The organism is Burkholderia sp. AU30280, assembly GCF_020420125.1.
Taxonomy (GTDB): Bacteria; Pseudomonadota; Gammaproteobacteria; order Burkholderiales; family Burkholderiaceae; genus Burkholderia.
In genome coordinates this window covers 13,018-39,496 of record NZ_JAIZRY010000025.1, presented here as the reverse complement: position 1 = coordinate 39,496, position 26,479 = coordinate 13,018, and the positions used below count along the sequence as shown (strand labels likewise).

Below are 26,479 nucleotides of genomic sequence, written 5' to 3'. Positions count from 1 at the left end.
GCGCGGGCCTGCTGGCCAAGCGGATCCAGGCCAACGGCGACTCGCTGGAATACGGCTGGGACCGGCAAGGCCAGATCACGCTGCTGCGCAACGAGAACGGGCGGGAATACACGTTCAGTTACGACACTTTCGGCCGCTTGACCACCGAACGCGATTTCGACGGCAAATCGACGCAGTACTACCGCGATACCCGCACGGGCCGGATCGGCCACCGCCTGGCAGGCGGCGTCATGCAGCAGTTCGACTACGACGCGATGGGGCGGATTGCGCATCGGTCCGGCTGGGCCGCCCGCTACGGCGAGCGAAACACGGTTTATCTGACACCGCCCACGGCCGGGGAAGTCGAGCGCGAGTCGTTCGAATACGATGGCTTCGGCCGGCTGGCGACGGCGCTCAATGACGACGCGCGGGTGCGCCGCTTCTACGATCCGGTCGGCAACCTGGTGCGCGAGCACGTGAATACGTCGTTCGATGAGAATGGCGCCCGTGATCCGGCCGGCGACTACGGTCTTGAGCAGGTCTGGCGGCACGAGTATGACGAAATCGGCACCCGCATCGCCACGATTCGGCCCGATGGCCGACGGCTGGACTGGTTGACCTACGGCTCGGGCCACGTGCACGGCCTGCTGTTCGACGGGAAATCGGTTGCGAACTTCGAGCGTGACGACGGGCACCGGGAGACCGTGCGCGAGCTCGGCAACGGCCTGAAGCAGGTGACGCAGTACGACGCGGCGGGGCGACTCGCTCGTCAGACGCTGCAAGGCACGGGTGGCAAGGTCACGGAGCGCCGCTACCAATACGACAAGGCGGGACAGCTGACCCAGATCGCCGATCTGCGGCGCGGCGAGATCCAGTATGCGTACGATCCGGTCGGCCGGCTCACGCGCGCGCAGTCGGCGCTGGGCGTGGAGACCTTCGCGTTCGACCCAGCGAGCAATATCGTGGAGGCGAGCGAGCGCGATCAGCACGGGATCGGCGCCGAAGGCGGCAAGCGCTCGGCGCCGTTGCTGGATAACCTGCTGAAGCAATACGCCGGCACGCGTTTCGAATATGACGAGCGAGGCAACCTGACGCGCCGCACCCACAACGGGGAGTCGACCGCGTTCGAATGGAGTGCGTTGGGGCGAATGTCGGTGGCCGTCAACCGACACATGCGAGCGACCTACGTCTACGACGCACTGGGGCGGCGAATCGCGAAGCACACTGAGGCGCAGGTGGCGCCCCGAGCGAGTGCGGGCAGCGGCTGGCGTGACGCGGAGCGGGCCCGGTTGGCGCGGGAGCACGGCTACGGACTGACGCTGTACGGATGGGATGGTGACCAGTTGGCGTACGAGACGGTCGGTGCGCGTCGGGAGATCGTGCACTACGTGTACGAGCCGGGCAGCTTTACGCCGTTGGCGCGGGCGAGCGTGCCGATGGAGCGGGCCGGGAACGAACAGGCGCCTGCCCCGTCGTTGGCGTACTACCATTGCGATCAGATCGGCACGCCGCAGGAGGTGACGGACGAGGCTGGCGAGGTGGCGTGGTCGGCGCGGTACAAGGCTTGGGGGGCCGCGCTGGAAGTCATCAGCGATGCAGCGCGCAGGGCCGGGATCACCAATCCGCTGCGCTTCGCCGGGCAGTACTTTGATCGTGAGACGGGGCTGCACTATAACCGGCATCGGTACTATGATCCGAGTAGCGGACGGTTCGTATCGAAAGACCCGATCGGGCTCGCTGGCGGTATCAACGTCTATCAGTACGCGCCCAACCCGGTGCAGTGGATTGACCCGCTCGGTTTGGCAAAGCTTTGCTGCTGCGGCGAGCCGTATGTCGATCCTGACGCGCGCTGGCGAGATGTCATGAATGACCCGAACACGCCGAGTTCAATGCGTGGTTGGCTCCAAAATCAAGCACGTCGCGTAGACGCTGGCCAGCAAGCCAATATCAAAGCCCCACCGGGATATGAGCTTGCACATCGGCCACGATTCGAAAACGACTCTGGCTTCGATTATTCACATGCAGACCCGATGCTAGCGGCGGACCATCGAGGTATTCAGCATCGCTATTGGCGCAAGCGCAACGGGTGCTGGTCAGCAAAGATGCCGAACTCAGGTTCACCTGGAACGGGTAAGCTGAGTCTCCCGAAGCCGGGCTCTTTACCGTAAGTGAGAAATGATGGCTAAGGCGCGAGTGATAGGCACAACAGTAGATGCGATCCATGCAGCTGAGACGGAATTGGCGCGAACCTTGCCTAAGTCCTTCTCAGATTGGTTGTTGGACAACAACGGCAAAGCATTGGGCGCTCTGGTCGTGTTTCCTGTATTCGATGCACGCGATCCCCGCAAGACGTGGGAGTCGATAGTTCGTCGCTTCAAAGGAGAGTGGCAGGAGTGGCGAGACAATTTTTCCGGTAGCTCTATCGACTTCTCTCGGTTGCTACCGTTTGCCGAATTCGGAACGGGCGATTACTACTGCTTCGACTACGGAACGCTTGGCAACACCGGAGAGCCTGTTGTCGTTCTTTGGTCGCATGAGACAGGGCGGGCATCGGCGATTGCGGACAGCTTTGCAGCGTTCTTAACCGTGCCCGGCCGCCCTGGATAACGATAGAAGCTCAAGCATCTTGGGGCCGCGTAAGCGGCCCCTGCTGTTTCTGGACGTGATACTCGATGCGGCTCGGAATTCGGTGACGACGGGCACCGGGAGACCGCGCGAGCTCGGCAACGGCCTGAAGCAGGTGACGCAATACGACGCGGCGGGGCGACTCGCGCGTCAGACGCTGCAAGGCACGGGTGGCAAGGTCACGGAGCGCCGCTACCAATACGACAAGGCGGGGCAACTGACCCAGATCGCCGACCTGCGGCGCGGCGAGATCCAGTATGCGTACGATCCGGTCGGCCGGCTCACGCGCGCGCAGTCGGCGCTGGGCGTGGAGACCTTCGCGTTCGACCCGGCGAGCAATATCGTGGAGGCGAGCGAGCGCGATCAGCACGGAATCGGCGCCGAAGGCGGCAAGCGCTCGGCGCCGTTGCTGGATAACCTGCTGAAGCAATACGCCGGCACGCGTTTCGAATATGACGAGCGAGGCAACCTGACGCGCCGCACCCACAACGGGGAGTCGACCGCGTTCGAATGGAGCGCGTTGGGGCGGATGTCGGTGGCCGTCAACCGACACATGCGGGCGACCTACGTCTACGACGCACTGGGGCGGCGGATCGCGAAGCACACCGAGGCGCAGGTGGCGCCCCGAGCGAGTGCGGGCAGCGGCTGGCGTGACGCGGAGCGGGCCCGGTTGGCGCGGGAGCACGGCTACGGGCTGACGCTGTACGGATGGGATGGCGACCAGTTGGCGTACGAGACGGTCGGTGCGCGTCGGGAGATCGTGCACTACGTGTACGAGCCGGGCAGCTTTACGCCGTTGGCGCGGGCGAGCGTGCCGATGGAGCGGGCTGGGAACGAACAGGCGCCTGCCCCGTCGTTGGCGTACTACCATTGCGATCAGATCGGCACGCCGCAGGAGGTGACGGACGAGGCTGGCGAGGTAGCGTGGTCGGCGCGGTACAAGGCTTGGGGGGCCGCGCTGGAAGTCATCAGCGATGCAGCGCGCAGGGCCGGGATCACCAATCCGCTGCGCTTCGCCGGGCAGTACTTTGATCGTGAGACGGGGCTGCACTATAACCGGCATCGGTACTATGATCCGAGTAGCGGACGGTTCGTATCGAAAGACCCGATCGGGCTCGCCGGTGGGCTGAACGTCTATCAGTACGCGCCCAATCCAGTCGATTGGATTGATCCACTTGGATTGAGCAAGTACATTCCCGCGCCATCGAGTTTGCCGGGCTTCCCGGATGCCGTGCGCGTAAAACCGAAGACGCCAGTGCAAGGTGGTGGAGGGTTGCGAAAGCGCTGGAAGCGGGCAAACGGGTGCATTTGCGAGTGGGACTCTCAGCATGGCGAAGTTGAGATGTACAACAAGCGAGGAAAGCACATGGGCGCATTTGATCCCGAGACGGAAGAAGCTATATCTGGTAAGGGAGCTGACCCAACAAGGACGATTGAGCCATGAGTGAAGAAAAGGTATATCGATATATTTCTGTTTTTGAAAAGAATGGTAATGCGCATGTGATGGATATTGCTTTTTCAAGCATGCCTGATCTTCAGTTGCTTCAGAAAATATTTTTGGATGGCGCTGACGATCCAATGTACGATGAGTATGCTATAGATGCTTATAAGGCACTTCAACTCGAACCATTCGTGAAATTGGAGTTTGATTTAAAGCGATTTGAATATTTTCTTTCTTGCGATGGTTGAGTGTAGGGGTTGAGGCAGTAAAGGCCCGTAAAGCGGACTTTGCTGTATAACCGGCATCGGTATTACGACCCGAGTTCGGGGCGGTTCGTATCGAAAGACCCGATCGGGCTCGCTGGCGGTATCAACGTCTATCAGTACGCGCCCAATCCAATCGAGTGGGTCGATCCGTTCGGATTGTCGAAAGCGCCTGTAGGCGCTGGAAGAAAACAAGCATCTTCAAAAGCGAACCAGAACGCTAAATGCCCATGTAGAGGCAAGTGGGAAGTAAATCGTTTTGACAGGATATGTTCAGGCAACGTGCCTGGCGTGGGCTACGCTAAGTATGTGCGAGATCCGGGCACTGGCATGTGGTGGTCTGAAGATCAAACAGGGCATGGGAACAGTGCCTGGAAGGTGTACGGCAAGAATGGTGCATGGGTGGCAGACGCCGACGTCTATGGCGATTACATGAATAAGCACAAGAGCGACACGGGCAAGAGCATTGACTTTGACTCATTGAAGTGTAAGGACTCGAAATGATTCACTCTGCTGAGGAATTCGTAGCTCTGCGAGCGAGTTCGATCAAGGATGAATATGATCGCGCTGCGACTGAAGAGGCTCCTGTTTCAGTGTGGAAAGATGTCATCGATAGATTTCCGGAATATAGAAAGTGGGTTGCTCATAACAAGACAGTCCCACTGGAGATCTTGACGTTGCTTTGTAAATTTGAGCCTGATGTTCGTCGTTCCGTTGCCGTGAAGAGAAAGTTGTCTGATGGATTATTTGAGCTTCTATCAAAGGATCTCGACGCAGTTGTTCGGCAAGGTATCGCCTCGAATAAAAAGGCTCCCATTTCTATCATCAGGAGACTTGTACAAGATGAAGATGAAGACGTTTCTAGAGTTGCCAAATACAACCTTGAGAGCCGATAGGCGTTGAATGAAGGGGCACTATCCCTGTCTCTGAGCGTGTGGTACGGGAAAGTCGCTTTCAGGGAAAAAATTCCGTGCAGTGAAGTGCGAGCAGGCTGGAAGCCTTGATGGACAGGGGGTTGCGGCGTATACGCGGAGTGGGTGCGTCGGGGTAAAAAGTTTACCAGTACACGCCGAACCCAGTCCGGTGGGTCGATCCGTTGGGCTTGGCCCGATCTGGTCAGTGGGTTACTGTCGGGAACGGTCTGGTCAGAATTGATCCACCACATGTGGAGAATACGAACCAACAAGTTCATGCTTACTGTCCATGCCAGTCCAGAAAGCAAGAGGTTGTTGTGAATAAGGATGGCACGCAGAGCCACGGATCGCGTGGGGGCGTCTCTGGACTGACGCGAGCAGAGAAAGATTATTTGCGTGAAAAGGGTTTCGATCTATGACCGATCTTGGTGAAGTGAAGATTTTTGGAACGCTGGAAGGCGACGATAGGTCGTTGAAGCTGGATGAGATTCTATCCTTGCCATGAACCGCCCCGGGTTTGGTGGAGGCTCCAACTCTTGAGAGAATGGAGCAATGAACAAGAAGCCAAGCAAGTTTTCCCCGGAAGTCCGAGAGCGCGCAGTGCGCTTGGTACGCGAGCAGCGTAGCGAACACCCGTCGATGTGGGCGGCAGTCGAATCGATTGCACCGATGATCTGCTGTACGCCGCAGACGCTGCTGGATTGGGTCAAACGCGACGAGGTCGACCGTGGGGAGCGCGATGGCGTGAACACGGCCGAGCGTGAGCGTATCAAGGCGCTAGAGCGCGAGGTTAAGGAACCGCGCCGGACCAACGAGATTCTCAAGCTGGCGAGCGCGTTTTTCGCCCAGGCGGAGCTCGACCGCCGTTTCAAGTCCTGAAGACCTTCATTGATCAGCATCGCGACACTTCGGGGTCGAGCCGATCTGCAAGGTCTTGCGGATTGCCCCGTCGGGCTACCGACGCCATGCTGCGCAGCTTCGAGATCCGTCCAAACGCTGCGCCCGCGCCAAACGTGATGAGATTCTGCAACCGGAGATCAAGCGTGTCCGGCAGGCCAACATGCAGGTCTATGGCGTACCGAAGGTCTGGAAGCAGATGAGCCGGGAAGGTATCGTGGTCGCACGCTGCACGGTCGGGCGGTTGATGAAGCTGCAGGGTTTTCGAGGTGCAGTTCGCGGCAAGCGAGTTCGCACAACGATTCCCGATGCGATTGCGCCACGCCCGCTGGACCGGGTCAACCGGCAGTTCAAGGCCGATCGACCGAATCAGCTCTGGGTGTCGGATTTTACGTATGTCTCGACTTGGCAAGGCTGGCTGTACGTGGCATTCGTGATCGACGTATTTGCCCGCCGTATCGTTGGCTGGCGCGTCAGCTCGTCGATGACCACCGACTTCGTTCTGGATGCACTTGAACAGGCGCTGTACGCCAGGCAACCGGGCGAGGACGGGACTTTGATACACCACTCCGATAGAGGAGCCCAATACGTCAGCATTCGGTACAGCGAACGTTTGGCCGAAGCAGGTATCGAGCCGTCCGTCGGCAGTCGCGGCGACAGCTACGATAACGCACTGGCTGAAACGATCAACGGCCTACACAAGACGGAACTGATTCATCGGCGTGCCCCATGGAAAACGAGGGAATCCCTCGAACTGGCGACGCTGGAATGGGTGGCCTGGTACAACCATCATCGACTGATGGAACTGCTCGGCTATATCCCGCCCGTCGAGGCTGAGGCAAACTACTACAGGCAACTCAGAAATGCCGCTGACGTGTCTGTATTAACTTAAACCAACCGTCCTCCACGATTCCCGGAGCGGTTCAGGGTTCGAAACGAACTGAGGCACATCGCCACAAGAAATTGTACGTCGATCAGATTGCCGGGTAACTCACGTGAGTCTCGAACTCCTGGCATGGAGTTGGCGCACGGACGCGGGGCAGAAGCGAAAGACGGCTATTGTTATAGACATTATGAATTACAAAATGCTGATCTCTATAAGACCCAGCATCAAGTCGGAGGGTGCTGATGAGAATTCATCCGAATAAGATTGAGAATGTTCTGCGATTCGACGCTCAGTCGCGATGTGATTACTTCATTCGGAAGGTCGCTGACTCCGAAATTGTGTGGGGCTTATTTGATACTGGATGGGCGACCGCTACCGTGAATGGCCTTACTGCGATTCCGTTCTGGCCCGAAGAGGATTTCGCCGCACTATGTACCAGTCATGAATGGAAGAGCTTTCATCCAAAAACTATTTCTCTAGGAGAGTTCCTGTCACGCTGGCTACCGGGAATGGAGAGGGACGAGAGAGTATGTGTTGTTTTTCCAGGACCAGAGGACAAAGGACGGTTGCTTTCGCCAATGGACCTTCTTGAATTGATTAAACAGGAGCTTCAAAATGAATGAAATGAGTTGCCTAAGCACGCGGTGACGAGACGGGCTGCACTCTAACCAGCACCGGTATTACGATCCTCAATCGAGCCGGTTCGTGTCGAAAGACCGGATCGGGTTGGCTGGCGGGCTGAATCCGTTCCAGTACGCGCCTAATCCGATCGAGTGGGTGACCCGTTCGGTCTCGCCAAGCGGAGTCCGGAAACCGGAGGTTGTGGCCCGCACAACGAAATGATCGCGGCTTGGGACCAAGAGGTCGAGGCTGCCGGCGGGAGAATTCGAGCTGGTGGTGTAGTCGAAGAACAGTTGGTTGGAACGCCCGGCGGTTTCAAACGGTGGTCACGGCCTGTTGCATCGCAATCGCAACGCTCGCGAGCCGATGTAGCAGTGCTGCCATTTGGACCACCGCCCCGAAACCTTTGCGACCCATCAGGAAAACCCTGATACGGCCTGGCGAAGCCGCTCTTTCATACCGTGACCGGCACTACGGCCGGCACTGTTCCTGCGTCCCACCCCTCGCGTCCCGAGCGGCCGCTTCCCCCTGATCCAGCATGGCTTCCAGACCATTCCGTCTGTCATTGAGGGTATGGCACATCCCTCAATGACGGCATTAATCCATGATTTCAATACCTGTCAGGTATTGAAAGGCCCGCCTAAAAGTATTGGACGCTCGATCCGGCCGAGACGTATAAATCGCCTCAAGAACTTCACCCCCACGGCGTGCCCCATGTCCTCCGTCACCATCGAACGCATCGAAACCCGCCTCGTCGACCTGCCGACGATCCGCCCGCACAAGCTGTCGGTGGCCACGATGCATGGCCAGACGCTGATGCTCGTGAAGGTGTTCTGCAGCGATGGCGTGACGGGGCTCGGCGAAGGCACGACGATCGCCGGCATGGCGTACGGCCCGGAAAGCCCCGAGGCGATGAAACTGGCGATCGACACGTATCTCGCGCCGGCAATCGTCGGCAAGGACGCGACGCGCATCCAGACGCTGATGACGTTCCTCGGCAAGCTCGCGAAGGTCAACCACTTCGCGAAGAGCGCGCTCGAAACCGCGCTGCTCGACGCGCACGGCAAGCGGCTCGGCGTGCCGGTGAGCGAGCTGCTCGGCGGCCGCCGCCGCGATCGCCTGCCGGTTGCGTGGACGCTCGCATCGGGCGACACGGCCACCGACATCGCCGAAGCCGAGCGGATGCTCGACCAGCGCCGCCACGATGTGTTCAAGCTGAAGATCGGCGCGAAGGCGCCCGATACGGATATCCGCCACGTAGCCGAGATCAAGAGGGCCGTCGGCGATCGCGCCTCGGTGCGCGTCGACGTGAACATGGCTTGGAGCGAAACACAAGCCGCGCGTGCGATTCCGGCGCTGGCCGATGCCGGCTGCGAACTGGTCGAGCAGCCGGTGGCCTCGGCCGCGGCGCTGGCGCGCCTGATGCGCCGCTTCCCGGTCGCGCTGATGGCCGATGAAATCCTGCAGGGCCCCGACAGCGCATTCGACATCGCGAAGCATCACGGCGCGGACGTGTTCGCGATCAAGATCGAACAGAGCGGTGGCCTGTTCGCCGCGCAGCGTGTCGCCGCGATCGCGGATGCGGCCGGCATCGAGCTGTACGGCGGCACGATGCTCGAAGGCGCGTTCGGCACGGTGGCCTCCGCACACCTGTTCGCGAGTTTCGCGAACCTGCAGTGGGGCACCGAACTGTTCGGGCCGCTGCTGATCACCGAAGAAATCCTGACGCAGCCGCTCGATTACAGCGACTTCGAACTGACCGTGCCGGACGGCCCTGGCCTCGGCATCGAGCTCGACGAGGACAAGGTCAGGCGTTTCACCCGCGACGGGCTGACGAAAGTCGCGCGATAGATAACCCGAGCCAGGCAAAGGCCGTCGTTCCCCCTAATACACGTGGAGACACCATCATGAGCGTCAAAGTTTTCGATACCCGGGAAGTGCAGGATCTGCTGAAGGCCGCGTCGAACGCGGGCGCGAACGGCACGAAGGGCGGCAATGCGCGCACGCAGCAGGTCGTGCTGCGGCTGCTCGGCGACCTGTTCAAGGCGATCGACGATCTCGACATCACGCCCGACGAAGTGTGGGCCGGCGTGAACTACCTGAACAAGCTCGGCCAAGACGGCGAGGCAGCGCTGCTCGCGGCCGGCCTCGGCCTCGAGAAGTATCTCGACATCCGGATGGACGCCGCGGACAAGGCGGCCGGCCTCGACGGCGGCACGCCGCGCACGATCGAAGGGCCGCTGTATGTCGCGGGCGCACCGGTGCGCGACGGCGTGTCGAAGATCGACCTCGACGCGGACGACGGCGCAGGCCCGCTCGTGATCCACGGCACGGTGACGGGCCTCGACGGCAAGCCGATCGCGGGCGCGGTGGTCGAATGCTGGCACGCGAACTCGCACGGCTTCTATTCGCACTTCGACCCGACCGGCAAGCAGAGCGATTTCAACCTGCGTGGTGCGGTGAAGACGGGGGCCGACGGCAAGTACGAATTCCGCACGCTGATGCCGGTCGGCTACGGCTGCCCGCCGCAAGGCGCGACGCAGCAGTTGCTGGACGGCCTCGGCCGCCACGGCAACCGCCCGGCGCACGTGCACTTCTTCGTCGACAGCCGCGACCACCGCAAGCTGACGACGCAGTTCAACATCGCCGGCGATCCGCTGATCTGGGATGACTTCGCGTACGCGACGCGCGAGGAGCTGATCCCGCCCGTGGTCGACAAGACCGGCGGCACGGCGCTCGGCCTGAAGGCCGACGCGTACCAGGACATCGAGTTCAACTTCGTGCTGACGCCGCTGGTGCAGGGCAAGGACAACCAGATCGTCCACCGCCCGCGCGCAGCCGCGACGGCGTAACCGCCCGCCGGCGCAGTGCGAGTGCGCCGCCGCCGGCCGGGTTCCCCGAGATTCAACCGATTACCGATGCGAGCGTGCTTGCAGGACGCGGCACGCGCATGGGAGGAGCCAACATGTCCGCCACGATCGACCAGCCCACCGACCTGGATCACCTGCTCGCCACCGCCGTGCAGGACGACAAGGAAGCCGGCGTATTCCGCTGCCGCCGCGACATCTTCACCAACGCCGAGCTGTACGAACTCGAGATGAAGCACATCTTCGAGGGCAACTGGGCGTACCTGGCGCACGAAAGCCAGATCCCGGACAACAACGATTACTACACGACGTGGATCGGCCGCCAGCCGATCGTGATCACGCGCGACAAGACCGGCGAGCTGCACGCGGTGATCAATGCCTGCGCGCACAAGGGCGCGATGCTGTGCCGCCGCAAGCACGGCAACAAGGGCAGCTTCACGTGCCCGTTCCACGGCTGGACCTTCTCGAACACCGGCAAGCTGCTGAAGGTGAAGGACGAGAAGACGACCGAATATCCGGTGCAGTTCAACACGCACGGCTCGCACGACCTGAAGAAGGTCGCGCGCTTCGCGAACTATCGCGGCTTCCTGTTCGGCAGCCTCAGCGCCGACGTGCTGCCGCTCGAGGACTACCTCGGCGAAGCGCGCGTGATCATCGACCAGATCGTCGACCAGGCGCCGAACGGGCTCGAAGTGCTGCGCGGCAACTCGTCCTACATCTACGAAGGCAACTGGAAGATGCAGATGGAGAACGGCTGCGACGGCTACCACGTCAGCACCGTGCACTGGAACTACGCGGCGACGATGGGCCGCCGCAAGGAGGACGGCACCAAGGCCGTCGATGCGAACAGCTGGAGCAAGTCGGTCGCGGGCGTGTACGGCTTCGACAATGGCCACATCCTGCTGTGGACGCAGACGATGAACCCGGAAGTGCGGCCGGTGTATCGGCACCGTGAAGAGATCAAGGCACGCGTCGGCGACGTGCAGGCCGACTTCATCGTCAACCAGACCCGCAACCTGTGCGTGTACCCGAACGTGTTCCTGATGGACCAGTTCAGCACGCAGATCCGCGTGGTGCGGCCGCTCGGCGTCGACAAGACCGAAGTCACGATCTTCTGCTTCGCGCCGAAGGGCGAGAGCGAGGCCGACCGCACGACGCGCATTCGCCAGTACGAGGATTTCTTCAACGTGACCGGCATGGGTACCGCCGACGACCTCGAGGAATTCCGCGCGTGCCAGGCCGGCTACGCGGGCATCACGGCGATGTGGAACGACCTGTCGCGCGGCGCGCCGCTGTGGGTCCACGGGCCGGACGAGAACGCGAGGAAGATGGGGCTGAACCCGCGCATTTCCGGCGAGCGCAGCGAGGACGAAGGGCTGTTCGTGTGCCAGCACGAGCACTGGGTGAACGTGATGCGCGATGCGCTGAAGAAGGAACGCGGGGAGGTGGCGGCATGAGCTTCGATTACCGGACCATTTGCGCCGCGCTGTATCGCGAAGCGCGCCTGCTCGACGATCGCCAGTGGGACGAGTGGCTCACCTGCTACACGGAAGACGTCACGTACTGGATGCCCGCGTGGGACGACGACGATCGGCTGACCGAGGATCACCAGAGCCAGATCTCGCTGATGTACTACCCGGACCGCGGCGGCCTCGAGGATCGCGTGTTCCGGATCAAGACCGAGCGCAGCGGCGCATCGACGCCCGAGCCGCGTACCAGCCACAACGTGACGAACGTCGAGGTGCTGGCCGAACGCGACGACGAGGTGGACGTGCGCTACAACTTTCACACGCTGAACCACCGCTACCGCGTGACCGATCACTTCTTCGGCACGATGTTCGTCACGTTGCGCCGTGCGGGCGACGAACTGCTGATCTCGTACAAGAAGATCGTGCTGAAGAACGACTACATCCGGCAGGTGCTCGACGTCTATCACGTCTGACACCCGTTGCTTTGTCATGAAAGGAAGGGAAGGTGACGCCATGTCCAGCTACAAGATTGCACTGAACTTCGAGGACGGGGTAACCCGCTTCATCGACTGCAAGGCCGGCGAGAAGGTGCTCGACGCGGCCTTCCGCGCGAAGATCAACCTGCCGATGGATTGCTCCGACGGCGTGTGCGGCACCTGCAAGTGCCGCGCCGAAAGCGGCCGCTACGATCTCGGCGACGACTACATCGACGATGCGCTCACCGAAGACGAAAGGGACAGCGGCCTCGTGCTGACTTGCCAGATGGTGCCGCAGGGCGATTGCGTGATCGCGGTGCCGACGTCGTCGGTCGCATGCAAGACAGGGCAGAGCGGCTTTGCCGCGACGGTGACGAAGGTCGAGCAGCACAACGACGCAGCCGTCGTGCTCGAACTCGACGTCGGCGCGGCCGCACCGGTCTTCCTGCCGGGCCAGTACGTGAACATCGTCGTGCCCGCGAGCGGGCAGCACCGGTCCTACTCGTTTTCGTCGGCGCCGGCCGACGCGAAGGTCAGCTTCCTGATCAAGAAGATCCCCGGCGGCGTGATGAGCACGTGGCTCGAATCGGCGCAGCCCGGCGACAAGCTGGAACTGCACGGGCCGCTCGGCAGCTTCTACCTGCGCGACGTGCAGCGGCCGCTGCTGTTCCTCGCGGGCGGCACCGGGCTTGCGCCATTCCTGTCGATGCTCGAGGTGCTGGCGCGCACCGGGTCGCGGCAGAAGGTGCACCTGATCTACGGCGTGACGCGCGATCTCGACCTGGTGCTGGTCGAAGCGATCGAAGCCTACGCGGCGAAGTTGCCGAACTTCAGCTTCGCGACGGTCGTCGCGGATCCGGCATCGAGCCATGCGCGCAAGGGCTGGGTCACGCAGCACATCCCGGCCGATGCGCTGAACGACGGCGACGTCGACGTGTATCTGTGCGGGCCGCCGCCGATGGTCGACGCGGTGCGCAAGTACTTCGACGACGAAGGCGTGAAGCCGCACAGCTTCCACTACGAGAAGTTCACCCCCAACGTCACGGCAAAGGCGGCGTGATCATGCAACGATTCTCTGGCAAGGTCATCGTCGTCACGGGCGCCGCGCAGGGCATCGGCCGCGGCGTCGCGCTGCGCGCGGCGGCCGAAGGCGGCAGGGTGCTGTTCGTCGATCGCGCGGATTTCGTCGCCGAGGTCGCGGCCGAAGCGATCGGTGGCGAGACGGCCGGCTTCGTCGCCGATCTCGAAACGTATGACGGCGCGCATGCGGCGATCGCGCACGCCGTGCAGACGTTCGGCGGCATCGACGTCCTGATCAACGGCGTCGGCGGCGCGATTCGCATGCGCCCGTTCGCCGAATTCGAGCCCGCGCAGATCGATGCGGAAATCCGCCGTTCGCTGATGCCGACGCTCTATACGTGCCACGCGGTGCTGCCGCACCTGCTCGCGCGCGGCGGCGGCACGATCGTCAACATCTCGTCGAACGCGACGCGCGGCATCCGCCGCGTGCCGTACTCGGCGGCGAAGGGGGGCGTCAATGCGCTGACGGCGGCGCTCGCGATGGAATACGCGGCGCACAACATCCGGGTCGTGGCCACCGCGCCGGGCGGCACCAGCGCGCCGCCGCGCCGCGTGCCGCGCAACGCGGCCGGCGACAGCGAACAGGAACAGGCATGGATGGGCGAGGCCGTTCGCCAGGTGACGGAATCGACGTTTTTCAAGCGCTACGGCAGCCTCGACGAGCAGATCGCACCGATCCTGTTCCTCGCGTCCGACGAGGCGAGCTACATCACCGGCACGGTGCTGCCGGTCGCGGGCGGCGATACGGGTTGAGCGACGTGTCGTGACGCCGCTTGCACGTGTTCAACCTGTGTTCATCGACAACCCACCGGCCGGCGCGAAGACGCCGGCCACGGAGACCTCCATGCGTGATCGCCAAGCCATCGTTCCGGCGGGAATGGAAGCGGTGTACGAGAAAATCGGCTACGCACCGGGCCTGAAAGTCGGCGATACGCTGTACGTATCCGGGCAGATCGGCCGCGATGCGGCGATGCAGCTCGTCGAAGGCCGTGAAGCGCAGATCGTGCAGGCGTTCGAAAATTTGAAGCACGTGCTGGAAGCCGCCGGCGCATCGTTCGACGACGTGGTCGACCTGACGACCTTCCATACCGACATGCGCGACCTGCCGTTGTTCATGCAGGTGCGCGACCGCTACCTCGATGCGCACCCGAGGCCGGCGTGGACGGCCGTCGGTGCGCACATGCTGGGCGGCGCGCCTGGCTATATCGTCGAGATCAAGGCGGTGGCCGTGTTGCCGGCGTGATGTGTGTCGACGGGAGGTTGGCGCGAGGCGCCGCAGCCCGTGCATCGAATCGGCTCGTCGTGTGCCGGCACGGCGCGAGAGGCTTCGCGACGCTAGACGGAATCCTGACGAATTGCTTGCGCGCGAGCGCCGTCGTGAATCGTTGCGCGGCGTCAGCGACAAGTCGGGCGAGTTCGTTTATGGTGCGAGGGAACGCCGCGTCGTTTCTTTCCTTCCGTCGAGAATCCGCGATGAAATGCCTGCCCCGCGCCATCTTCGCCGCCCTCGCTTTCACCGTCGCGCAAGCCGCGCTCGCTCAGGCGCCGGGAACGGTGCAACTCGAGGACATGACCTGGACCGAGCTGCGCGACAGCATCCGGGCCGGCAGGACCACCGTCCTGATTCCGATCGGCGGGACCGAGCAAAGCGGCCCGTACGTCGCGCTCGGCAAGCACAACGCGCGGGTCAGGGTGCTGTCCGAGCGGATCGCGGAAGGCCTCGGCAACGCGATCGTCGCGCCGGTCATCGCCTATGTGCCCGAGGGCGGCTATGCGCCGCCGACGTCGCACATGCGCTTCCCGGGCACGATTACCGTGCCTGACGATGTCTTCGAAAAGACCCTCGAATCCGCGGCCAACAGTTTCCGCGTCCATGGCTTCACGAACATCGTGTTTCTCGGCGACCACGGCGGCTACCAGAATGACATCAGGCAGGCAGTAGCACGGCTCAACAAGTCGTGGGCCGGCACGGGCGCGCGTGCGTTCGTGCCGGCCGAGTACTACGGCACCAGTTCCGACGGCTATGACCAGATCCTGCGCGAGCACGGCGTGCCGGCCACGGATATCGGCACGCATGCGGGGCTGGCCGACACGTCATTGCTGCTGGCGGTCGCACCGCGCATGGTCAGGGTCGACAAGCTGCGCAACGCCGCGAAGCCCGGCGCCGTCGACGGCGTCTACGGCGGCGATCCGCGTCATGCGAGCGTCGAACTCGGCCGGCTCGGCACCGACGCCATCGTGTCGCGCACCGTCGATGCGATCAGAAAGGAAATCGCCGGCCGCTGAAGCAGCCGCGCCGTCGCGCTACCTTTGTCGTCGTTCCATTCAATCGGACAGGGACATCGTCATGCAGCCGTGCTTTCGTCGTCATATCCGCTTCTCCCGTTCCGCGATCGTCATCGTGGCAGCGCTGGCCGGCTTCGGTGCCCACGGTGCGATGGCGGCGTCGGCCATCGCGGCCGTACCCGGCATGCCGCCCGTCATCCACCCTGACAACCTGTACAGCGAGGCGCAGGCCGGCCGCATGAGCGCGGCGGTAGCGGGCGCGTTGCCGCGCATCTATGTGCCGAACCTGAGATCGAACGACGTCTACGTGATCGACCCGGCCACGTACAAGGTCGTCGACCGGTTCGCGGTCGGCCGCAGTCCGCAGCACGTCGTGCCGGCATGGGACCTGCAGACGCTGTGGGTTGCGAACAATGCGGAAGGGCGAACCGACGGCAGCCTGACGCCGATCGATCCGAAGACGGGCAAGCCGGGCCAGGAGGTGAGTGTCGACGATCCGTACAACATGTATTTCATGCCCGACGGCAAGGAGGCGATCGTGGTGGCCGAGGCGCATGCGCGGCTCGACTTCCGCGACCCGAAGACGATGGCGCTGAAGTCGAGCCTCGATGTGCCGCAATGCAAGGGCATCAACCACGCCGACTTTTCGATCGACGGCCGGTATGCGCTCTTCACGTGCGAGTTCGGCGGCAAGCTCGCGAAGATCGACCTGGTGAATCGCAAGGTGGTCGGCTACCTTGAACTCGACCGGAAAGGGATGCCGCAGGACATCCGCGTGTCGCCGGATGGCAAGGTGTTCTATGTCGCCGACATGATGGCGGACGGTGTCTACGTCGTCGATGGCGACCGCTTCACGAAGATCGGTTTCGTCCCGACCGGCGTCGGAACGCACGGGCTGTATCCGAGCCGCGACGGCACGAAGCTCTATATCGCGAATCGCGGCTCCAATCGCGTCCACGGGCCGCGGCACGGCAAGGGCAGCGTATCGGTGCTCGATTTCGCGACCCGCAAGGTGGTCGCAACCTGGCCGATTCCCGGTGGCGGCAGCCCCGACATGGGCAACGTCAGCGCGGACGGCAAGACGCTGTGGCTGTCGGGCCGCTTCGATGATGTCGTCTATGCGATCGACACCACGAGCGGCGCGGTCCGGTCGATTCCCGTCGGCATGGAGCCGCACGGCCTGACGGTGTGGCCGCAGCCGGGGCGTTATTCGCTGGGTCATACGGGGAACATGCGGTAGGGCGGCGGCCGGTCGGCGCGTACCGGCCCGGCGAGCAGGCGAAGGGCACGTGACTGCCCTCGTCACTCCCACGCGTGCTTGCTGAACTGATAGCCCTTGCAGCGGATCGTCTTGATTCGCTTCGGTTCCGTCAGGTCATCGCGCAGCTTGCGGCGCAGCTTCGAGATGCGGCCGTCGATCGAGCGGTCGAAGCCGTCGAACTCGATGCCGCGTAGCAGCTGCGTCAGCTCTTCCCGGCTGACCACTTCACCGGCACGGCAGACGAGGGCCCACAGCAGGTCGAATTCGGTCGAGGTCAGGCGAGGCGCGCTCCCGTCCGGAAGGCGAACCTTGCGATCCGCCCGGTCGATCGAAAACTTGCCGAACTCGAATCGATGAGGCGACGCCGGCGCGACGTCGTCCGGGCGCATGCGTATCCGTCTCAGATGAGCCTTGATCCGCGCGAGCAGAATGCGCGGCTCGACCGGCTTGTGGAGAAAGTCGTCCGCGCCGAATTCCAGGCCGAGCAACTCGTCGAACTGATCGTCGCGAGCCGTGATCATGATGACGATGCCGTCATACCGCATGCGTGCCTCGCGGCAAATCTCGAAGCCGTCCTTGCCCGGCAGGTTGATGTCGAGAAGCACCACGTCGGGGCGACGCGAGACGATGATCGATACGGCGTCGGTGCCGTCGAACAGTGTGTCCACCTCGTACTGATGCATGCGCAGATAGTCTGCGATCAGCGCGGACAGGTGAACGTCGTCTTCGACGAGCAGGATTCGGATGGGCATCGCTAAATGAAGGGGTGAAACGGGAAAGTGGCGAGCGCTCAGGCCCATTCCGAACAGGGGGGAGCCGAAGAGAGGCGCATGATACTGCGTAACATTCCGGCGGAATGTGGCGAAATCTGAATCGTTCGGCCACGCCTTTGCGCGCCAATCATCGCCGCTGTGAACGGACGAATGTGTGGAATCGTGTCGTCGCCGAACGGGACGATGTCGTGACGAAAGGGGGCGGCGTAACGTCCGGCGCGCCGCCGGCATGGACGCCGGACGAGGTGTCATTCGCAAGAAAACGTTTGCGAAACATGGCCGCGCGTACGAAATGCGCACGCCCGGATCGAATCCCGGTAAAGATTGCTCGACATATCATTACAAAATATTACGAACCGGGTGCGATGCGGCTCCTTACAATCGTGGCAATTCAGTGGCGAGCATGACCCACCCGCTTCCGGTTGGTCGCCAAAGAGCATGCAAGTGCGAAGGCGATGATCGATAGCGTGTCGTGGCTCCGTTGATTGCATGCCTTCGGCGAGCCGCAGCCGGTGCTCGACCCGGGCGGATCGGCGTCGGCGTCTGTCTGGCCTTCGGCGGGCAAACGTACGGCCACCACGATGTTCTGATAGGAATGCGAAATGACGCCGCTTCAAATCATCCGGAGTCTCGATTCACTGACGAACGCGATCGAAGTCGCGGTCGCCCGCGCCGACTGGAACGAGGCCGTCCGGGCCGCCGACACACGTTCGATGTTCCTGATGACGCTTGCGCCCGATCAACCCGACGAGGTTCACGCGGCGATCGGGAGAATGCGGGAGATCGATATCCGGATCTCCATTGCTGCACGGGAAACGCTGGAAGCCCTCGTCACCGAGGGCCGGAAGGCGCTGCAAGAAGTCCGGCTGGCGACGCAGGCGTTGACGGCGCAGCCGCTGTCGCCCGGGGCGGATGCCATGGCCTCCCGACTCCCTTCGTGACGCCCGTGAGTTTCACGGCCCCTCGCGACGCACATGCTCAATCCGCGGACAGCTCTTTGGACAGGCCCGTCAGGTCTCAACGTTTCGGTGGCGGTATGCGATTTCGAAAACGCATCAGTTATGTCGATGCAACTCGGTGGTTCGTCGATGGCGACCACGATCGGGTGGAAACCCGTGACGGCGGCCGGGCGGTCGCCACGCCGGAAGGCTGGCGTGCGGTGAAGCCGGGTGACTGGATATTGCTCGACGAGCGCGGCAACTGTTGGCCGATGGACAACGGGCTCTTTACGAGTCTTTATGAACCGGCGGTGGGGTGAGCGCCGAGCGCGCGCCGACGCCGCAAGCTCCCGCGGCGCGCCTGCGATAGCCGGTTCGCCATCCAGCTTACCGGCTCGCGCGCGAAAACAGCAATGAGTCGGCGTCGTTGAACCGGATCCGGATCGGCTCGCCGTAACCGGCTTTCTCCGCCACGCGGATCGACGCGACGTTGGTCGGCGCGATCACGCACACGCTGCGCTCGAACCGCTGTTGCCCGTCGAGCCATCCCAGCGCGGCCGCGAGCGCCTCGGTCGCGTAACCCTTGCCGTGCGCCCACGTCGCCAGTGCCCAGCCGGCTTCCGGCACGCCGCGAATCGACGGCTCGATGAGCCGGTGGAAATCGGCGAAGCCGAGATCGCCGACATAGCGGCCCGATGCCTTCTCGCGAATTGCCCAGTAGCCATAGCCGAGCAGCGGCCACAGCCCGCGATACGCGAGCATGCGCATCCACGAGTCACGCGGCGCCGACGGCTCGCCGTTGAAGATGTGTTCGACGACCTCGGGCTCGGTCCACATCGCGGCGAGCGCATCGAAGTCGCCGAGCGGATGGCCTTCGAGGATGAGGCGCGGCGTGTCGAGAACGGGCGGGGAGGAGACGGGCGGCATCGTGGTTTCCGGATACGAGAGGAGCATGGGACGGCCTGGCCGTCAGCACGTCGATGCCGCGCTGGCTGGGTCCCGTTCACGCGCCCGCTGGCAGATCGGGCAGCAATGTTGCTTGGCGAGCGGCGGCGTACGATCGACGGCAGGCGACGGCGGTACTCTGCGAGCGGGCATGTCCAGTTCGGCAAGACGGGGAGCCGGAATGATAGCAAAACCCTTGCCCGCATTGGCGGCGCGGCGGCCGGCCGGAGGTGACGTCATCGCATCGACGATAGAAGCGCGGAACGATCCTCATCAGTCGAAAAATCGCCAAATTGATCCTCAAAAGGATCAATATGATTCGCCGCCGCTGACGATCTACTTCCGGCTTTTCAGGAAAGTGCGCCCTTCGGCCGTGATCGACGCGCCCGAGCGGCCGTGTGCGGAATGGCTGACGAAGCCGGCGCTGACGAGTTCCCTGGCGATCGACCAGCCGAGCGCCGGCGCGTCGCGCCCGTAGCGGACATCGGCGAGGCGCTCGAGCGCCCAGATGGCGGAGGCCGACAGGTTCGGGGTGTTGGGCGTGAAGTTGTCGCTCATCGCTTCCTCGTGAAAAGGGGATTCGGGGTGGGCGGGATGCCGTGACATCGGGTGGTGCGCGGGTCAGCGCGCTTGCAGCGCGGGCAGCAGCGCCTGCAATGCCGCTTCCTCGTCGGGGCCGGTGGCCAGCACTTGCGCGGACGTGCCGCCGTGCACCCGCAGCGCCGCGATGGCGGCGCTGTCCTTCGCGTTGCCGCTGATCCCGTTCGCGATCAGCAGGATGTCGCTTTCGAAGCCGCGCGCTGCCGCGACGGCTGCTTCGCGTGCGCAGCCGCCGCGGTTGCGGTTCCACGCGGGGCCGATTTCAACGTACACAACGGTTGCCACAATGTCGGAAAGCCTCTGGACGGAACGTCGGAATCGGTGTGCGGCGCCGGGCCTGCGGTGCGCCAGTCGGGCGTGAAACGGGCTTTCCCGTACGACTCGGGGAAGCTGGCAGCGCGGCCGGGGTGTGCACATCCTGCGTGGATGTGCCGGCATTCTCGGTGAAACGGGCCGCAAATCCGGCGAACGGCGCGAGAACGTTGATTATAATACAGCAATCAAGGCATGTGTATTGCATTATAATGTCGTGTGCGCCAAAGGCGGCCCGTCGACTCGTCGGCCGGTACCTGCAGGCCCACCGGGCGACGCTGCCAGCGCGCCCGATATTTTTATCGACGACTCATCCCCTGAATGGAAGCTGCAATGAACGCCGCCCCCGCCTGCCCGCAATGCGCGATGGAAAACACTTACCCGGACGGCCCGCTGACCGTATGCGCGGACTGCGGCCATGAATGGTCGGCCGACGCTGGCGCCGACACGGGCGACGAGCCGGCGGGCGACGTCGTCAAGGACGCCAACGGCAACGTGCTGTCGGATGGCGATTCGGTCGTGCTGATCAAGGACTTGCGCGTGAAGGGTTCGTCGATCACGCTGAAGATGGGCACCAAGGTCAAGAGCATCCGGCTCGTTGGCGGCGATCACGAGGTCGACTGCAAGACCGACATGGGCGGCTTCATGCTGAAGGCCTGTTACCTGAAGAAAGTCTGAGCGCGCACGCTCCAATCGACCGTTTGCAATCGACTGCCCGTTCATGGCCGAAGATCGAATTTCCTACGACGCGTTCATCAAGTTCCTGGCGACGCCGCTGAACGACGGCCGGCCGTTCGTGCTGGAGACGGAGCACGCGCTTTCGCTGCACTTCGACCATTTCGGCACGCAGAGCTTCATGTCGCGCCGGGATCCGGGCCGGCTCGAGCTCGGCTATACGCGCGTGATGATGGGCTTTCTGCTGCTGCAGCCCGAGCCCGCGCACATCTGCATGCTCGGGCTCGGCGGCGGTTCGCTCGCGAAGTACTGCTACCGGCACTTGCCCGGCACGGCGATCGACGCGGTCGAGATCGATCCGAACGTGATCGCGCTGCGGGATGTATTCAGGATTCCTGCGGATGACGGCCGGTTCACGGTGGTGTGCGCCGACGGCGCGGATCATCTGGAACGGGCGGATGTCAGGACGGACGTGATCCTCCACGATGCGTTCGTCGCCGACGGCATGCGGGGCCGGTGTACGGGTGCGGCATTCCTCGCTGCATGCCGCGAGCGCCTGAGCGAAACCGGCGTGCTGGCGATCAACTTCATGGACGACGATCCGGCGCTGCCGGAGCATCTCGAGCACCTGCGGGCCGTGTTCGGTGCGTCGTATACGCTGGTGCCGTGCGGCGACGACAACAACTTCATCGCGTTCGCGTGGAAGGGCGGCAACCGGCTGCCGTCGCTGCGTATCCTGCTTGAACGCGCACTCGCGTGTGCGCGGGCCGGCGAGCTCAAGCTGGCGGCCACGGCGAGGCGCATGAAGGCTGGAGAGCGTGTCGACCCGCAACGGCTGGTGATGCGGGCGCAGCCGCACGGGCGATGGGAAATCGGCGAGTAGGCGGCGCTGCCCGCGCGGCCTGTACGCCCGCACTTACTTCACGCGCTTGCCGAGCGCGCTCTTGGTCTTGTACGTCACGCCGTGGCGGTCGAGATACTCGCGGATCAGTTGCCGCACGACTTGCGAAGGCGTGAGATCCTGCTCCGCACAGAGCATCTCGAAGGCTTCCTTCTTCGCGGGGTCGATCAGGACGGTCAGGCGGGCAGTTTTTGTTTCCATTGCAGGGCGAGGGTGGTCGGTATGTTAATCAAATTATAATCGATCCGCCTTCGGCGCCACCGCCGAAAGCGCGCTCCCGATGCGCGATCAGCCCCTGCTGCGGAGCAACGCGAGCAGGTCGTCGATCACCGGGACGATCGCGAGCGTGACGAGCATCGCGGCAAGCGGCACGGTCGATACGTAGCCGACATGCTTGAAGCCGATCGCGCCGGCCAGGCCGCCGATGAAGAACGACGTGAGCATCGTCGCGTGAATCCGCAGTTTCGAGCGGTTGGCGATGACCGCATGCGCGTCGACGTCGACCGCCGACCGGTTCCAGTAGAACAGCTTCCCGAGCTCGATGCCGAGGTCGGTCACGATGCCGGTCATGTGCGTCGTGCGGATCTCCGCGCCCGACAGCTTCGTGATGGTCGCGTTCTGCAGCCCCATGATGAAGCACAGCAGCGTCACGGTCACGGGCACGAAGAAGGTCTCCCACAGCGCGAGGTGGCTGCCGAGCAGGCCGAACAGGAGCAGCAGCGCGGCTTCGAGCAGCAGCGGCAGCATGAACTGGCTGTGCAGGCCGCGGCGGCGGCCCCAGTTGACGAGGATCGCCGAGCAACTGGCGCCGATCAGGAACGACCCGAGCGAGCTGATGCCGGCCAGCGCGAGCCGCACGTCGCCGAGCGCCGTCTGGTCGGCGATCGCCGACACGATGCCGCTCATGTGCGACGTGTATTGCTTGACCGCGAGGAAGCCGCCGGCATTGGCCGCGCCGGCGACGAACGCCAGCGAAAACCCGAGCTGACGGTTCGCGGTCGCGCTGCGGTGTTTTCCGGTCAGGTTTCGAAAGTACTGCGCTGGCATAGGGGCTGGGTGCTTCGCTCAATCGCCGCGGATCGCGGGCACGGACTGTAAGGCGGGCGCCGGACGGGAGGGCGGGCAAGCCGCCTGCGCACGGGTACCGCGTCTCTCGAATGATGTGACGAACATGATAATGACATTATCATACTCTGTTAGTCTCATGGGGGTGGCAGTACAATGTCGTCCGGTGCGGCCTGACTGCGGCTCCGCTGCCGCATGGCCGCGCCGCGCGCCTTCGCGATCACTTCTGCCTACCGCTTCATGACCCCGATCAAGTTCATTCTTCGCTACACGGCGATCCCGTTTACGGCCATCGTGGCCGTGGTGATCTGGACTGTCATACCATCGTCGAAAGAGATCGATGCGAGACAATATGCGGCGCTGTCGCGCGCGTACGCGAGTTTTCCGCTGCCGTTCCGGCGCGAGATCTCCGAAACGATGGACCACGGCCGGATCAACGACCGCCGCTACCAGGCGCTCGTGCGCGATTCGCTGGGCAATGGCGTCGCGCTGGACTGGCCGGCGTCGGGCGTCGGCGAGCTCGCCGACGAGCGGCAAAAACTGGCCGAACTGATTCAGGCCGATTCCGATCTTCAAGGGCATCACCAATGAAAACTCTGCTGGTTTCCGTGGCATTCGCGATGATCATCGCGAGCCTGATCTTCGCGCTGTATTTCATGAATCACGATCGCGGCAAGTCCAAGCGGATGGCATGGTCGCTCGCGGCACGCGTCGGGCTGTCGGTCACGCTGTTCCTGTCGCTGCTGATCGCGTACAAGCTGGGCTGGATCGAGCCGACCGGGTTGCCGATCGGTCGCTGAACGATGGATGCCCCGTTGCATGCGGGGCGTTCGCAAGAATGCGAGTTTGAGTTTACGAGCGTGCTATTGTGATAAGAATACTTATCCTGACGACAGTGATCGAAATGAATCCTGTCGAGGAATGGCAGCATCGCGTGCATAACTGAAACGGGTTTGGCGCGCCAACAGAAGCGGTAGCGTCCCGAGGATGACGCTAATCGCCCGACCCGCTCGCGAAGTCATGGCGATACGCGCGGGGAGAGCAACCCACGATGCGCTTGAACGCGTGTCCGAACGCGCTATCCGAGTCGTAGCCAAGCATCTGCGCGATCGCCGATATCGACGCGTTCGAGCGTCGTAGTTCCCGCATCGCGAGCTGCACGCGCCAGCGCAGTACGTACTCGAGCGGCCCGAACCCCAGCCGCCGCTTGAAATGCAGCGCGAACGTCGAACGCGATACGTGGCAGCAGGTCGCGAGTTCATCGACCGTCCAGCGCCGCGCGGGCTCCGCATGAATGGCGACGAGTGCCGTGCTCACCCGGGAATCCGCGAACCCGGCAAGCCACCCGACATCGCTGTTCGCGCCTTCGTCCACATAGCGCCGCAGGATCTCGACCAGCATCATGTGACCGAGATGTCGAACCATCAACGACGCCCCCGGCGATGGCTTGCCGAATTCATGCGCGAGCCGCTGCAGCGCCCAGCGCAACACCGCCGCCTGCTCGGAGTCGCCGCTCACGATGACCACGGGCGGCAGGCTGCCCAGCAGCAGCGGCATGCCTTCCTCGTACGAGAAGCGGCCACCGATCAGAAAGCAGTTCACCGGTTCGCCATAGTGCGCGATACCGCGTTCGACGTTCAGGTACACGCTGGCGGCAGGCACCGGCGTAACCGAGGGATCGCTCGCCAGCGAAAATGCCCGCGGCGATGCGAGCAGGAAACAGTCTCCCGTGTGCAACTGGATCGGCGATCCGGCGCCGTCGACGGTCAGCCAGCAACTTCCTTCGACAATCGCGTTGAACTTGATTCCGTCGGGTGGCGGAATCGCCACCGCCCACTCGCCGCCTGCTCTCAGGCCGGTGAAATACGAGTCGCGGGTTTCCAGCAGCGACAGCACTTCCGACAGGGGATCCATGCTCAAGCTCCGGACGATCTCGACGAAAAACCGGATTCTATTGCATTCACAGTCCGGGGGCGTCGCCGGAGAATGACCTCGTGCAGTAACGCGGCCGACAGGCGGGCGCGTGCTTCACACATCGTTCCAGGAGCTTTCGATGACGAGCAGGCAACATCCCCTTCATTCCGGATTCGGCGCTGCATCGACGGCAGGCGACGTACTGGCCGATCTCGACCTTCACGGCAAGACCGCGATCGTTACGGGCGGCCATTCGGGTCTCGGCCTGGAAACAACGCGCGCGCTGTCGGAAGCCGGTGCGACCGTCGTCGTCGGCGCACGGAGCGCCGATGCCGCGCGCGAAGCAACGCGCGGCATCGACGGTGTGGAGATTGCGGCGCTCGACCTCACCGATCTCGCGAGCGTGGCGGCATTCGCGGCGCGGTTCGTCGCGGCGCGCCGCGACGTGGACATCGTCATCAACAGCGCGGGCATCATGGCGTGCCCGGAGACGCGGGTCGGCGACGGCCTGGAAGCGCAGATGGCGGTCAATCATCTCGGCCATTACGCGCTCGTCAACGGGCTGTGGCCCGTTCTCGCGCAAGGCGACGGCGCCCGCGTGGTCGCGGTGTCGTCGCTTGGGCACCGGCTGTCGCCGATTCGCTGGGATGACGTCCAGTTCGCGCGCGGCTATGACAAATGGCTGGCGTACGGGCAGTCGAAGACTGCCAACGCGCTGTTCGCGGTGCAACTCGACAAGCTCGGCGCCCCGTTCGGTGTCCGCGCCTATTCGCTGCATCCGGGCAAGATCGCGACACCGCTGCAGCGTCATCTGACACGCGAAGAGATGATGGCGCAAGGGTGGGTGGACGAACACGGCGTGCCGATCGATCCGACCTTCAAGACGCCTGCCCAGGGCGCGGCAACCCAGGTATGGGCGGCGACGTCGCCGCGCCTGGCCGGGATCGGCGGTGTCTATTGCGAGGATTGCGACGTCGCGGTTGTCACGTCCGGAAGCGAGGAATCGGGCGTGCGGCCGCATGCGATCGATCCGGAGGAAGCGGCGCGTCTGTGGGCGTGGTCCGCGGCGCTGACAGGAATCGATGCCTTTGCGGCGCGCCGTTGACACCCGAGCGCGCATGGCGGATGCACCGGCAGCGACAGGGTCATGCGGCCGGTGCGGGCCCCCCGTGTGGCTGCGTATCCGCGGGGAGGGCGAAGCACGCGGCGCATTTCCGCGATCAATCCCGGCGCACGTATAACGTAAGCTGAAATCGGTTTTTCCCGCGTGTCAGGTGCGTCCCTATACTTT

At 63.4% G+C, this 26,479-nt stretch carries 31 protein-coding genes, 2 pseudogenes and 1 other annotated feature; of the genes and pseudogenes, 26 read left to right on the top strand and 7 right to left on the bottom strand.

The annotated features are described in order from the left end of the window. From LGN17_RS35450 to LGN17_RS35360, 19 genes and pseudogenes are all read left to right on the top strand, one after another. On the top strand, nt 1–2,147 hold a 2,147-nt coding region (locus LGN17_RS35450), incomplete at its 5' end, for an RHS repeat-associated core domain-containing protein (RefSeq protein ID WP_226201433.1). Between the two features lie 10 nt (nt 2,148–2,157). Further along, entirely contained in the window at nt 2,158–2,586 is a 429-nt protein-coding gene (locus LGN17_RS35445) for an SMI1/KNR4 family protein (protein ID WP_226201432.1), read from the top strand. An 82-nt stretch (nt 2,587–2,668) separates the two neighbouring features. Then, a complete protein-coding gene (locus LGN17_RS35440) occupies nt 2,669–4,048 on the top strand; it encodes a colicin E3/pyocin S6 family cytotoxin (RefSeq protein WP_226201431.1) in 1,380 nt (459 codons plus the stop codon). Next, nucleotides 4,045–4,293 carry a hypothetical protein gene (locus tag LGN17_RS35435; RefSeq protein WP_226201430.1) on the top strand — a complete coding sequence of 83 codons (249 nt, stop codon included), beginning with the start codon at nt 4,045–4,047 and terminating at the stop codon, nt 4,291–4,293. Before LGN17_RS35440 ends, LGN17_RS35435 begins: the two co-directional genes overlap by 4 nt. A gap of 39 nt (nt 4,294–4,332) precedes the next feature. Next, nucleotides 4,333–4,476: pseudogene (locus tag LGN17_RS36945) on the top strand (RHS repeat-associated core domain-containing protein); the annotation flags it as partial. Nucleotides 4,477–4,808: 332 nt separating this feature from the next. Continuing rightward, nucleotides 4,809–5,204, top strand: coding sequence for a hypothetical protein (locus tag LGN17_RS35425; protein ID WP_226201428.1), 396 nt, complete (start codon nt 4,809–4,811; stop codon nt 5,202–5,204). Between the two features lie 570 nt (nt 5,205–5,774). Further along, nucleotides 5,775–7,011, top strand: a pseudogene (locus LGN17_RS35420) (IS3 family transposase). Further along, nucleotides 6,056–6,171 (top strand) — a sequence feature (AL1L pseudoknot). (Overlaps the previous pseudogene by 116 nt.) Before the next feature lie 48 nt (nt 7,012–7,059). Continuing rightward, nucleotides 7,060–7,248 carry a polymorphic toxin type 8 domain-containing protein gene (locus LGN17_RS36940; protein ID WP_413227069.1) on the top strand — a complete coding sequence of 63 codons (189 nt, stop codon included), beginning with the start codon at nt 7,060–7,062 and terminating at the stop codon, nt 7,246–7,248. Continuing rightward, nucleotides 7,248–7,628: a DUF2750 domain-containing protein gene (locus tag LGN17_RS35410; protein ID WP_226201427.1), complete on the top strand. Its 381-nt coding sequence runs from the start codon at nt 7,248–7,250 to the stop codon at nt 7,626–7,628. The genes LGN17_RS36940 and LGN17_RS35410 overlap by 1 nt, the downstream gene beginning before the upstream one ends. An 82-nt stretch (nt 7,629–7,710) precedes the next feature. Beyond that, nucleotides 7,711–7,848 carry a hypothetical protein gene (locus tag LGN17_RS35405; RefSeq protein ID WP_413227068.1) on the top strand — a complete coding sequence of 46 codons (138 nt, stop codon included), beginning with the start codon at nt 7,711–7,713 and terminating at the stop codon, nt 7,846–7,848. Between the two features lie 492 nt (nt 7,849–8,340). Continuing rightward, the gene (locus tag LGN17_RS35400) at nt 8,341–9,477 is read left to right on the top strand and encodes a muconate/chloromuconate family cycloisomerase (RefSeq protein WP_226201426.1); all 1,137 of its coding nucleotides are present in this window, start codon (nt 8,341–8,343) and stop codon (nt 9,475–9,477) included. Nucleotides 9,478–9,533: 56 nt separating this feature from the next. Continuing rightward, entirely contained in the window at nt 9,534–10,478 is a 945-nt protein-coding gene (gene catA / locus LGN17_RS35395; RefSeq protein WP_226201425.1) for a catechol 1,2-dioxygenase, read from the top strand. Nucleotides 10,479–10,591: 113 nt separating this feature from the next. Continuing rightward, nucleotides 10,592–11,950: a Rieske 2Fe-2S domain-containing protein gene (locus LGN17_RS35390; RefSeq protein ID WP_226201424.1), complete on the top strand. Its 1,359-nt coding sequence runs from the start codon at nt 10,592–10,594 to the stop codon at nt 11,948–11,950. Next, entirely contained in the window at nt 11,947–12,435 is a 489-nt protein-coding gene (gene benB, locus LGN17_RS35385; protein ID WP_226201423.1) for a benzoate 1,2-dioxygenase small subunit, read from the top strand. The genes LGN17_RS35390 and benB overlap by 4 nt, the downstream gene beginning before the upstream one ends. A 40-nt stretch (nt 12,436–12,475) precedes the next feature. Beyond that, a complete protein-coding gene (gene benC / locus LGN17_RS35380; RefSeq protein ID WP_226201422.1) occupies nt 12,476–13,498 on the top strand; it encodes a benzoate 1,2-dioxygenase electron transfer component BenC in 1,023 nt (340 codons plus the stop codon). Nucleotides 13,499–13,500: 2 nt separating this feature from the next. After that, the gene (gene benD, locus LGN17_RS35375; RefSeq protein WP_226201421.1) at nt 13,501–14,271 is read left to right on the top strand and encodes a benzoate diol dehydrogenase BenD; all 771 of its coding nucleotides are present in this window, start codon (nt 13,501–13,503) and stop codon (nt 14,269–14,271) included. Between the two features lie 91 nt (nt 14,272–14,362). Then, the gene (locus tag LGN17_RS35370) at nt 14,363–14,761 is read left to right on the top strand and encodes a RidA family protein (protein WP_226201420.1); all 399 of its coding nucleotides are present in this window, start codon (nt 14,363–14,365) and stop codon (nt 14,759–14,761) included. Between the two features lie 230 nt (nt 14,762–14,991). Beyond that, a complete protein-coding gene (locus tag LGN17_RS35365; protein WP_175970524.1) occupies nt 14,992–15,804 on the top strand; it encodes a creatininase family protein in 813 nt (270 codons plus the stop codon). A gap of 61 nt (nt 15,805–15,865) precedes the next feature. Beyond that, nucleotides 15,866–17,044 (top strand): YncE family protein, encoded by a 1,179-nt coding sequence (locus LGN17_RS35360; protein WP_226201419.1) that lies wholly within the window; start codon nt 15,866–15,868, stop codon nt 17,042–17,044. A gap of 62 nt (nt 17,045–17,106) precedes the next feature. Here the strand turns inward: LGN17_RS35360 and LGN17_RS35355 are convergent, their stop codons facing one another. Beyond that, entirely contained in the window at nt 17,107–17,817 is a 711-nt protein-coding gene (locus tag LGN17_RS35355; protein ID WP_226201434.1) for a response regulator, read from the bottom strand. 623 nt (nt 17,818–18,440) lie between these two features. Between LGN17_RS35355 and LGN17_RS35350 the strand changes: the two genes are divergently transcribed. Both LGN17_RS35350 and LGN17_RS35345 read left to right on the top strand, forming a co-directional pair. Then, nucleotides 18,441–18,779, top strand: coding sequence for a hypothetical protein (locus LGN17_RS35350; protein WP_226201418.1), 339 nt, complete (start codon nt 18,441–18,443; stop codon nt 18,777–18,779). Nucleotides 18,780–18,874: 95 nt separating this feature from the next. Beyond that, nucleotides 18,875–19,096, top strand: a complete 222-nt coding sequence (locus LGN17_RS35345) for a hypothetical protein (protein WP_175952133.1) — start codon at nt 18,875–18,877, stop codon at nt 19,094–19,096. A 67-nt stretch (nt 19,097–19,163) separates the two neighbouring features. Here LGN17_RS35345 and LGN17_RS35340 read toward each other — a convergent pair whose 3' ends face one another. The 3 genes from LGN17_RS35340 to LGN17_RS36805 all read right to left on the bottom strand — a co-directional run bounded on the left by LGN17_RS35340 (nt 19,164) and on the right by LGN17_RS36805 (nt 20,594). After that, nucleotides 19,164–19,703, bottom strand: a complete 540-nt coding sequence (locus tag LGN17_RS35340) for a GNAT family N-acetyltransferase (RefSeq protein ID WP_226201417.1) — start codon at nt 19,701–19,703, stop codon at nt 19,164–19,166. A gap of 354 nt (nt 19,704–20,057) precedes the next feature. Further along, on the bottom strand, nt 20,058–20,279 hold the full coding sequence (locus tag LGN17_RS35335) for a hypothetical protein (RefSeq protein ID WP_175952135.1): 222 nt from the start codon (nt 20,277–20,279) through the stop codon (nt 20,058–20,060). 63 nt (nt 20,280–20,342) lie between these two features. Continuing rightward, nucleotides 20,343–20,594 (bottom strand): HPr family phosphocarrier protein, encoded by a 252-nt coding sequence (locus LGN17_RS36805; protein WP_226201416.1) that lies wholly within the window; start codon nt 20,592–20,594, stop codon nt 20,343–20,345. 372 nt (nt 20,595–20,966) lie between these two features. Here LGN17_RS36805 and LGN17_RS35325 point away from each other — a divergent pair, with 372 nt between their 5' ends. Next, nucleotides 20,967–21,311, top strand: a complete 345-nt coding sequence (locus tag LGN17_RS35325) for a zinc ribbon domain-containing protein YjdM (protein WP_226201415.1) — start codon at nt 20,967–20,969, stop codon at nt 21,309–21,311. 43 nt (nt 21,312–21,354) lie between these two features. Beyond that, the gene (locus LGN17_RS35320) at nt 21,355–22,191 is read left to right on the top strand and encodes a spermidine synthase (protein ID WP_226201414.1); all 837 of its coding nucleotides are present in this window, start codon (nt 21,355–21,357) and stop codon (nt 22,189–22,191) included. Between the two features lie 33 nt (nt 22,192–22,224). Here the strand turns inward: LGN17_RS35320 and LGN17_RS35315 are convergent, their stop codons facing one another. Together LGN17_RS35315 and LGN17_RS35310 are read right to left on the bottom strand one after the other, a co-directional pair. Further along, the gene (locus LGN17_RS35315; RefSeq protein WP_021158209.1) at nt 22,225–22,410 is read right to left on the bottom strand and encodes a ribbon-helix-helix protein, CopG family; all 186 of its coding nucleotides are present in this window, start codon (nt 22,408–22,410) and stop codon (nt 22,225–22,227) included. 87 nt (nt 22,411–22,497) lie between these two features. After that, nucleotides 22,498–23,256 (bottom strand): YoaK family protein, encoded by a 759-nt coding sequence (locus LGN17_RS35310; protein ID WP_226201413.1) that lies wholly within the window; start codon nt 23,254–23,256, stop codon nt 22,498–22,500. Nucleotides 23,257–23,514: 258 nt separating this feature from the next. Here LGN17_RS35310 and LGN17_RS35305 point away from each other — a divergent pair, with 258 nt between their 5' ends. Continuing rightward, nucleotides 23,515–23,865 carry a hypothetical protein gene (locus LGN17_RS35305; protein WP_041492597.1) on the top strand — a complete coding sequence of 117 codons (351 nt, stop codon included), beginning with the start codon at nt 23,515–23,517 and terminating at the stop codon, nt 23,863–23,865. Then, entirely contained in the window at nt 23,862–24,074 is a 213-nt protein-coding gene (locus tag LGN17_RS35300; protein WP_006489184.1) for a twin transmembrane helix small protein, read from the top strand. The genes LGN17_RS35305 and LGN17_RS35300 overlap by 4 nt, the downstream gene beginning before the upstream one ends. 193 nt (nt 24,075–24,267) lie before the next feature. Here LGN17_RS35300 and LGN17_RS35295 read toward each other — a convergent pair whose 3' ends face one another. Then, complete coding sequence (locus LGN17_RS35295) at nt 24,268–25,188, bottom strand: AraC family transcriptional regulator (protein ID WP_226201412.1); 921 nt, start codon at nt 25,186–25,188, stop codon at nt 24,268–24,270. 139 nt (nt 25,189–25,327) lie between these two features. On the opposite strand from LGN17_RS35295, the gene LGN17_RS35290 reads away from it, so the two are divergent. Next, a complete protein-coding gene (locus tag LGN17_RS35290; RefSeq protein WP_226201411.1) occupies nt 25,328–26,293 on the top strand; it encodes an SDR family NAD(P)-dependent oxidoreductase in 966 nt (321 codons plus the stop codon). The last annotated feature ends 186 nt before the right edge of the window (nt 26,294–26,479 follow it).

What these genes read in the sequence shown, in the direction of transcription:
- LGN17_RS35335 (WP_175952135.1), bottom strand. Translation starts at nt 20,279, where the DNA reads ATGAGCGACAACTTCACGCCCAACACCCCGAACCTGTCGGCCTCCGCC.
- benD (WP_226201421.1), top strand. Translation starts at nt 13,501, where the DNA reads ATGCAACGATTCTCTGGCAAGGTCATCGTCGTCACGGGCGCCGCGCAG.
- LGN17_RS35355 (WP_226201434.1), bottom strand. Translation starts at nt 17,817, where the DNA reads ATGCCCATCCGAATCCTGCTCGTCGAAGACGACGTTCACCTGTCCGCG.
- LGN17_RS35370 (WP_226201420.1), top strand. Translation starts at nt 14,363, where the DNA reads ATGCGTGATCGCCAAGCCATCGTTCCGGCGGGAATGGAAGCGGTGTAC.
- LGN17_RS35310 (WP_226201413.1), bottom strand. Translation starts at nt 23,256, where the DNA reads ATGCCAGCGCAGTACTTTCGAAACCTGACCGGAAAACACCGCAGCGCG.
- LGN17_RS35300 (WP_006489184.1), top strand. Translation starts at nt 23,862, where the DNA reads ATGAAAACTCTGCTGGTTTCCGTGGCATTCGCGATGATCATCGCGAGC.
- LGN17_RS35315 (WP_021158209.1), bottom strand. Translation starts at nt 22,410, where the DNA reads ATGGAAACAAAAACTGCCCGCCTGACCGTCCTGATCGACCCCGCGAAG.
- LGN17_RS35305 (WP_041492597.1), top strand. Translation starts at nt 23,515, where the DNA reads ATGACCCCGATCAAGTTCATTCTTCGCTACACGGCGATCCCGTTTACG.
- benC (WP_226201422.1), top strand. Translation starts at nt 12,476, where the DNA reads ATGTCCAGCTACAAGATTGCACTGAACTTCGAGGACGGGGTAACCCGC.
- LGN17_RS35435 (WP_226201430.1), top strand. Translation starts at nt 4,045, where the DNA reads ATGAGTGAAGAAAAGGTATATCGATATATTTCTGTTTTTGAAAAGAAT.
- LGN17_RS35365 (WP_175970524.1), top strand. Translation starts at nt 14,992, where the DNA reads ATGAAATGCCTGCCCCGCGCCATCTTCGCCGCCCTCGCTTTCACCGTC.
- LGN17_RS35425 (WP_226201428.1), top strand. Translation starts at nt 4,809, where the DNA reads ATGATTCACTCTGCTGAGGAATTCGTAGCTCTGCGAGCGAGTTCGATC.
- LGN17_RS35325 (WP_226201415.1), top strand. Translation starts at nt 20,967, where the DNA reads ATGAACGCCGCCCCCGCCTGCCCGCAATGCGCGATGGAAAACACTTAC.
- LGN17_RS35295 (WP_226201412.1), bottom strand. Translation starts at nt 25,188, where the DNA reads ATGGATCCCCTGTCGGAAGTGCTGTCGCTGCTGGAAACCCGCGACTCG.
- LGN17_RS35410 (WP_226201427.1), top strand. Translation starts at nt 7,248, where the DNA reads ATGAGAATTCATCCGAATAAGATTGAGAATGTTCTGCGATTCGACGCT.
- LGN17_RS35400 (WP_226201426.1), top strand. Translation starts at nt 8,341, where the DNA reads ATGTCCTCCGTCACCATCGAACGCATCGAAACCCGCCTCGTCGACCTG.
- benB (WP_226201423.1), top strand. Translation starts at nt 11,947, where the DNA reads ATGAGCTTCGATTACCGGACCATTTGCGCCGCGCTGTATCGCGAAGCG.
- LGN17_RS35390 (WP_226201424.1), top strand. Translation starts at nt 10,592, where the DNA reads ATGTCCGCCACGATCGACCAGCCCACCGACCTGGATCACCTGCTCGCC.
- LGN17_RS35360 (WP_226201419.1), top strand. Translation starts at nt 15,866, where the DNA reads ATGCAGCCGTGCTTTCGTCGTCATATCCGCTTCTCCCGTTCCGCGATC.
- LGN17_RS35445 (WP_226201432.1), top strand. Translation starts at nt 2,158, where the DNA reads ATGGCTAAGGCGCGAGTGATAGGCACAACAGTAGATGCGATCCATGCA.
- LGN17_RS35290 (WP_226201411.1), top strand. Translation starts at nt 25,328, where the DNA reads ATGACGAGCAGGCAACATCCCCTTCATTCCGGATTCGGCGCTGCATCG.
- LGN17_RS35340 (WP_226201417.1), bottom strand. Translation starts at nt 19,703, where the DNA reads ATGCCGCCCGTCTCCTCCCCGCCCGTTCTCGACACGCCGCGCCTCATC.
- LGN17_RS35345 (WP_175952133.1), top strand. Translation starts at nt 18,875, where the DNA reads ATGCGATTTCGAAAACGCATCAGTTATGTCGATGCAACTCGGTGGTTC.
- LGN17_RS35350 (WP_226201418.1), top strand. Translation starts at nt 18,441, where the DNA reads ATGACGCCGCTTCAAATCATCCGGAGTCTCGATTCACTGACGAACGCG.
- catA (WP_226201425.1), top strand. Translation starts at nt 9,534, where the DNA reads ATGAGCGTCAAAGTTTTCGATACCCGGGAAGTGCAGGATCTGCTGAAG.
- LGN17_RS35320 (WP_226201414.1), top strand. Translation starts at nt 21,355, where the DNA reads ATGGCCGAAGATCGAATTTCCTACGACGCGTTCATCAAGTTCCTGGCG.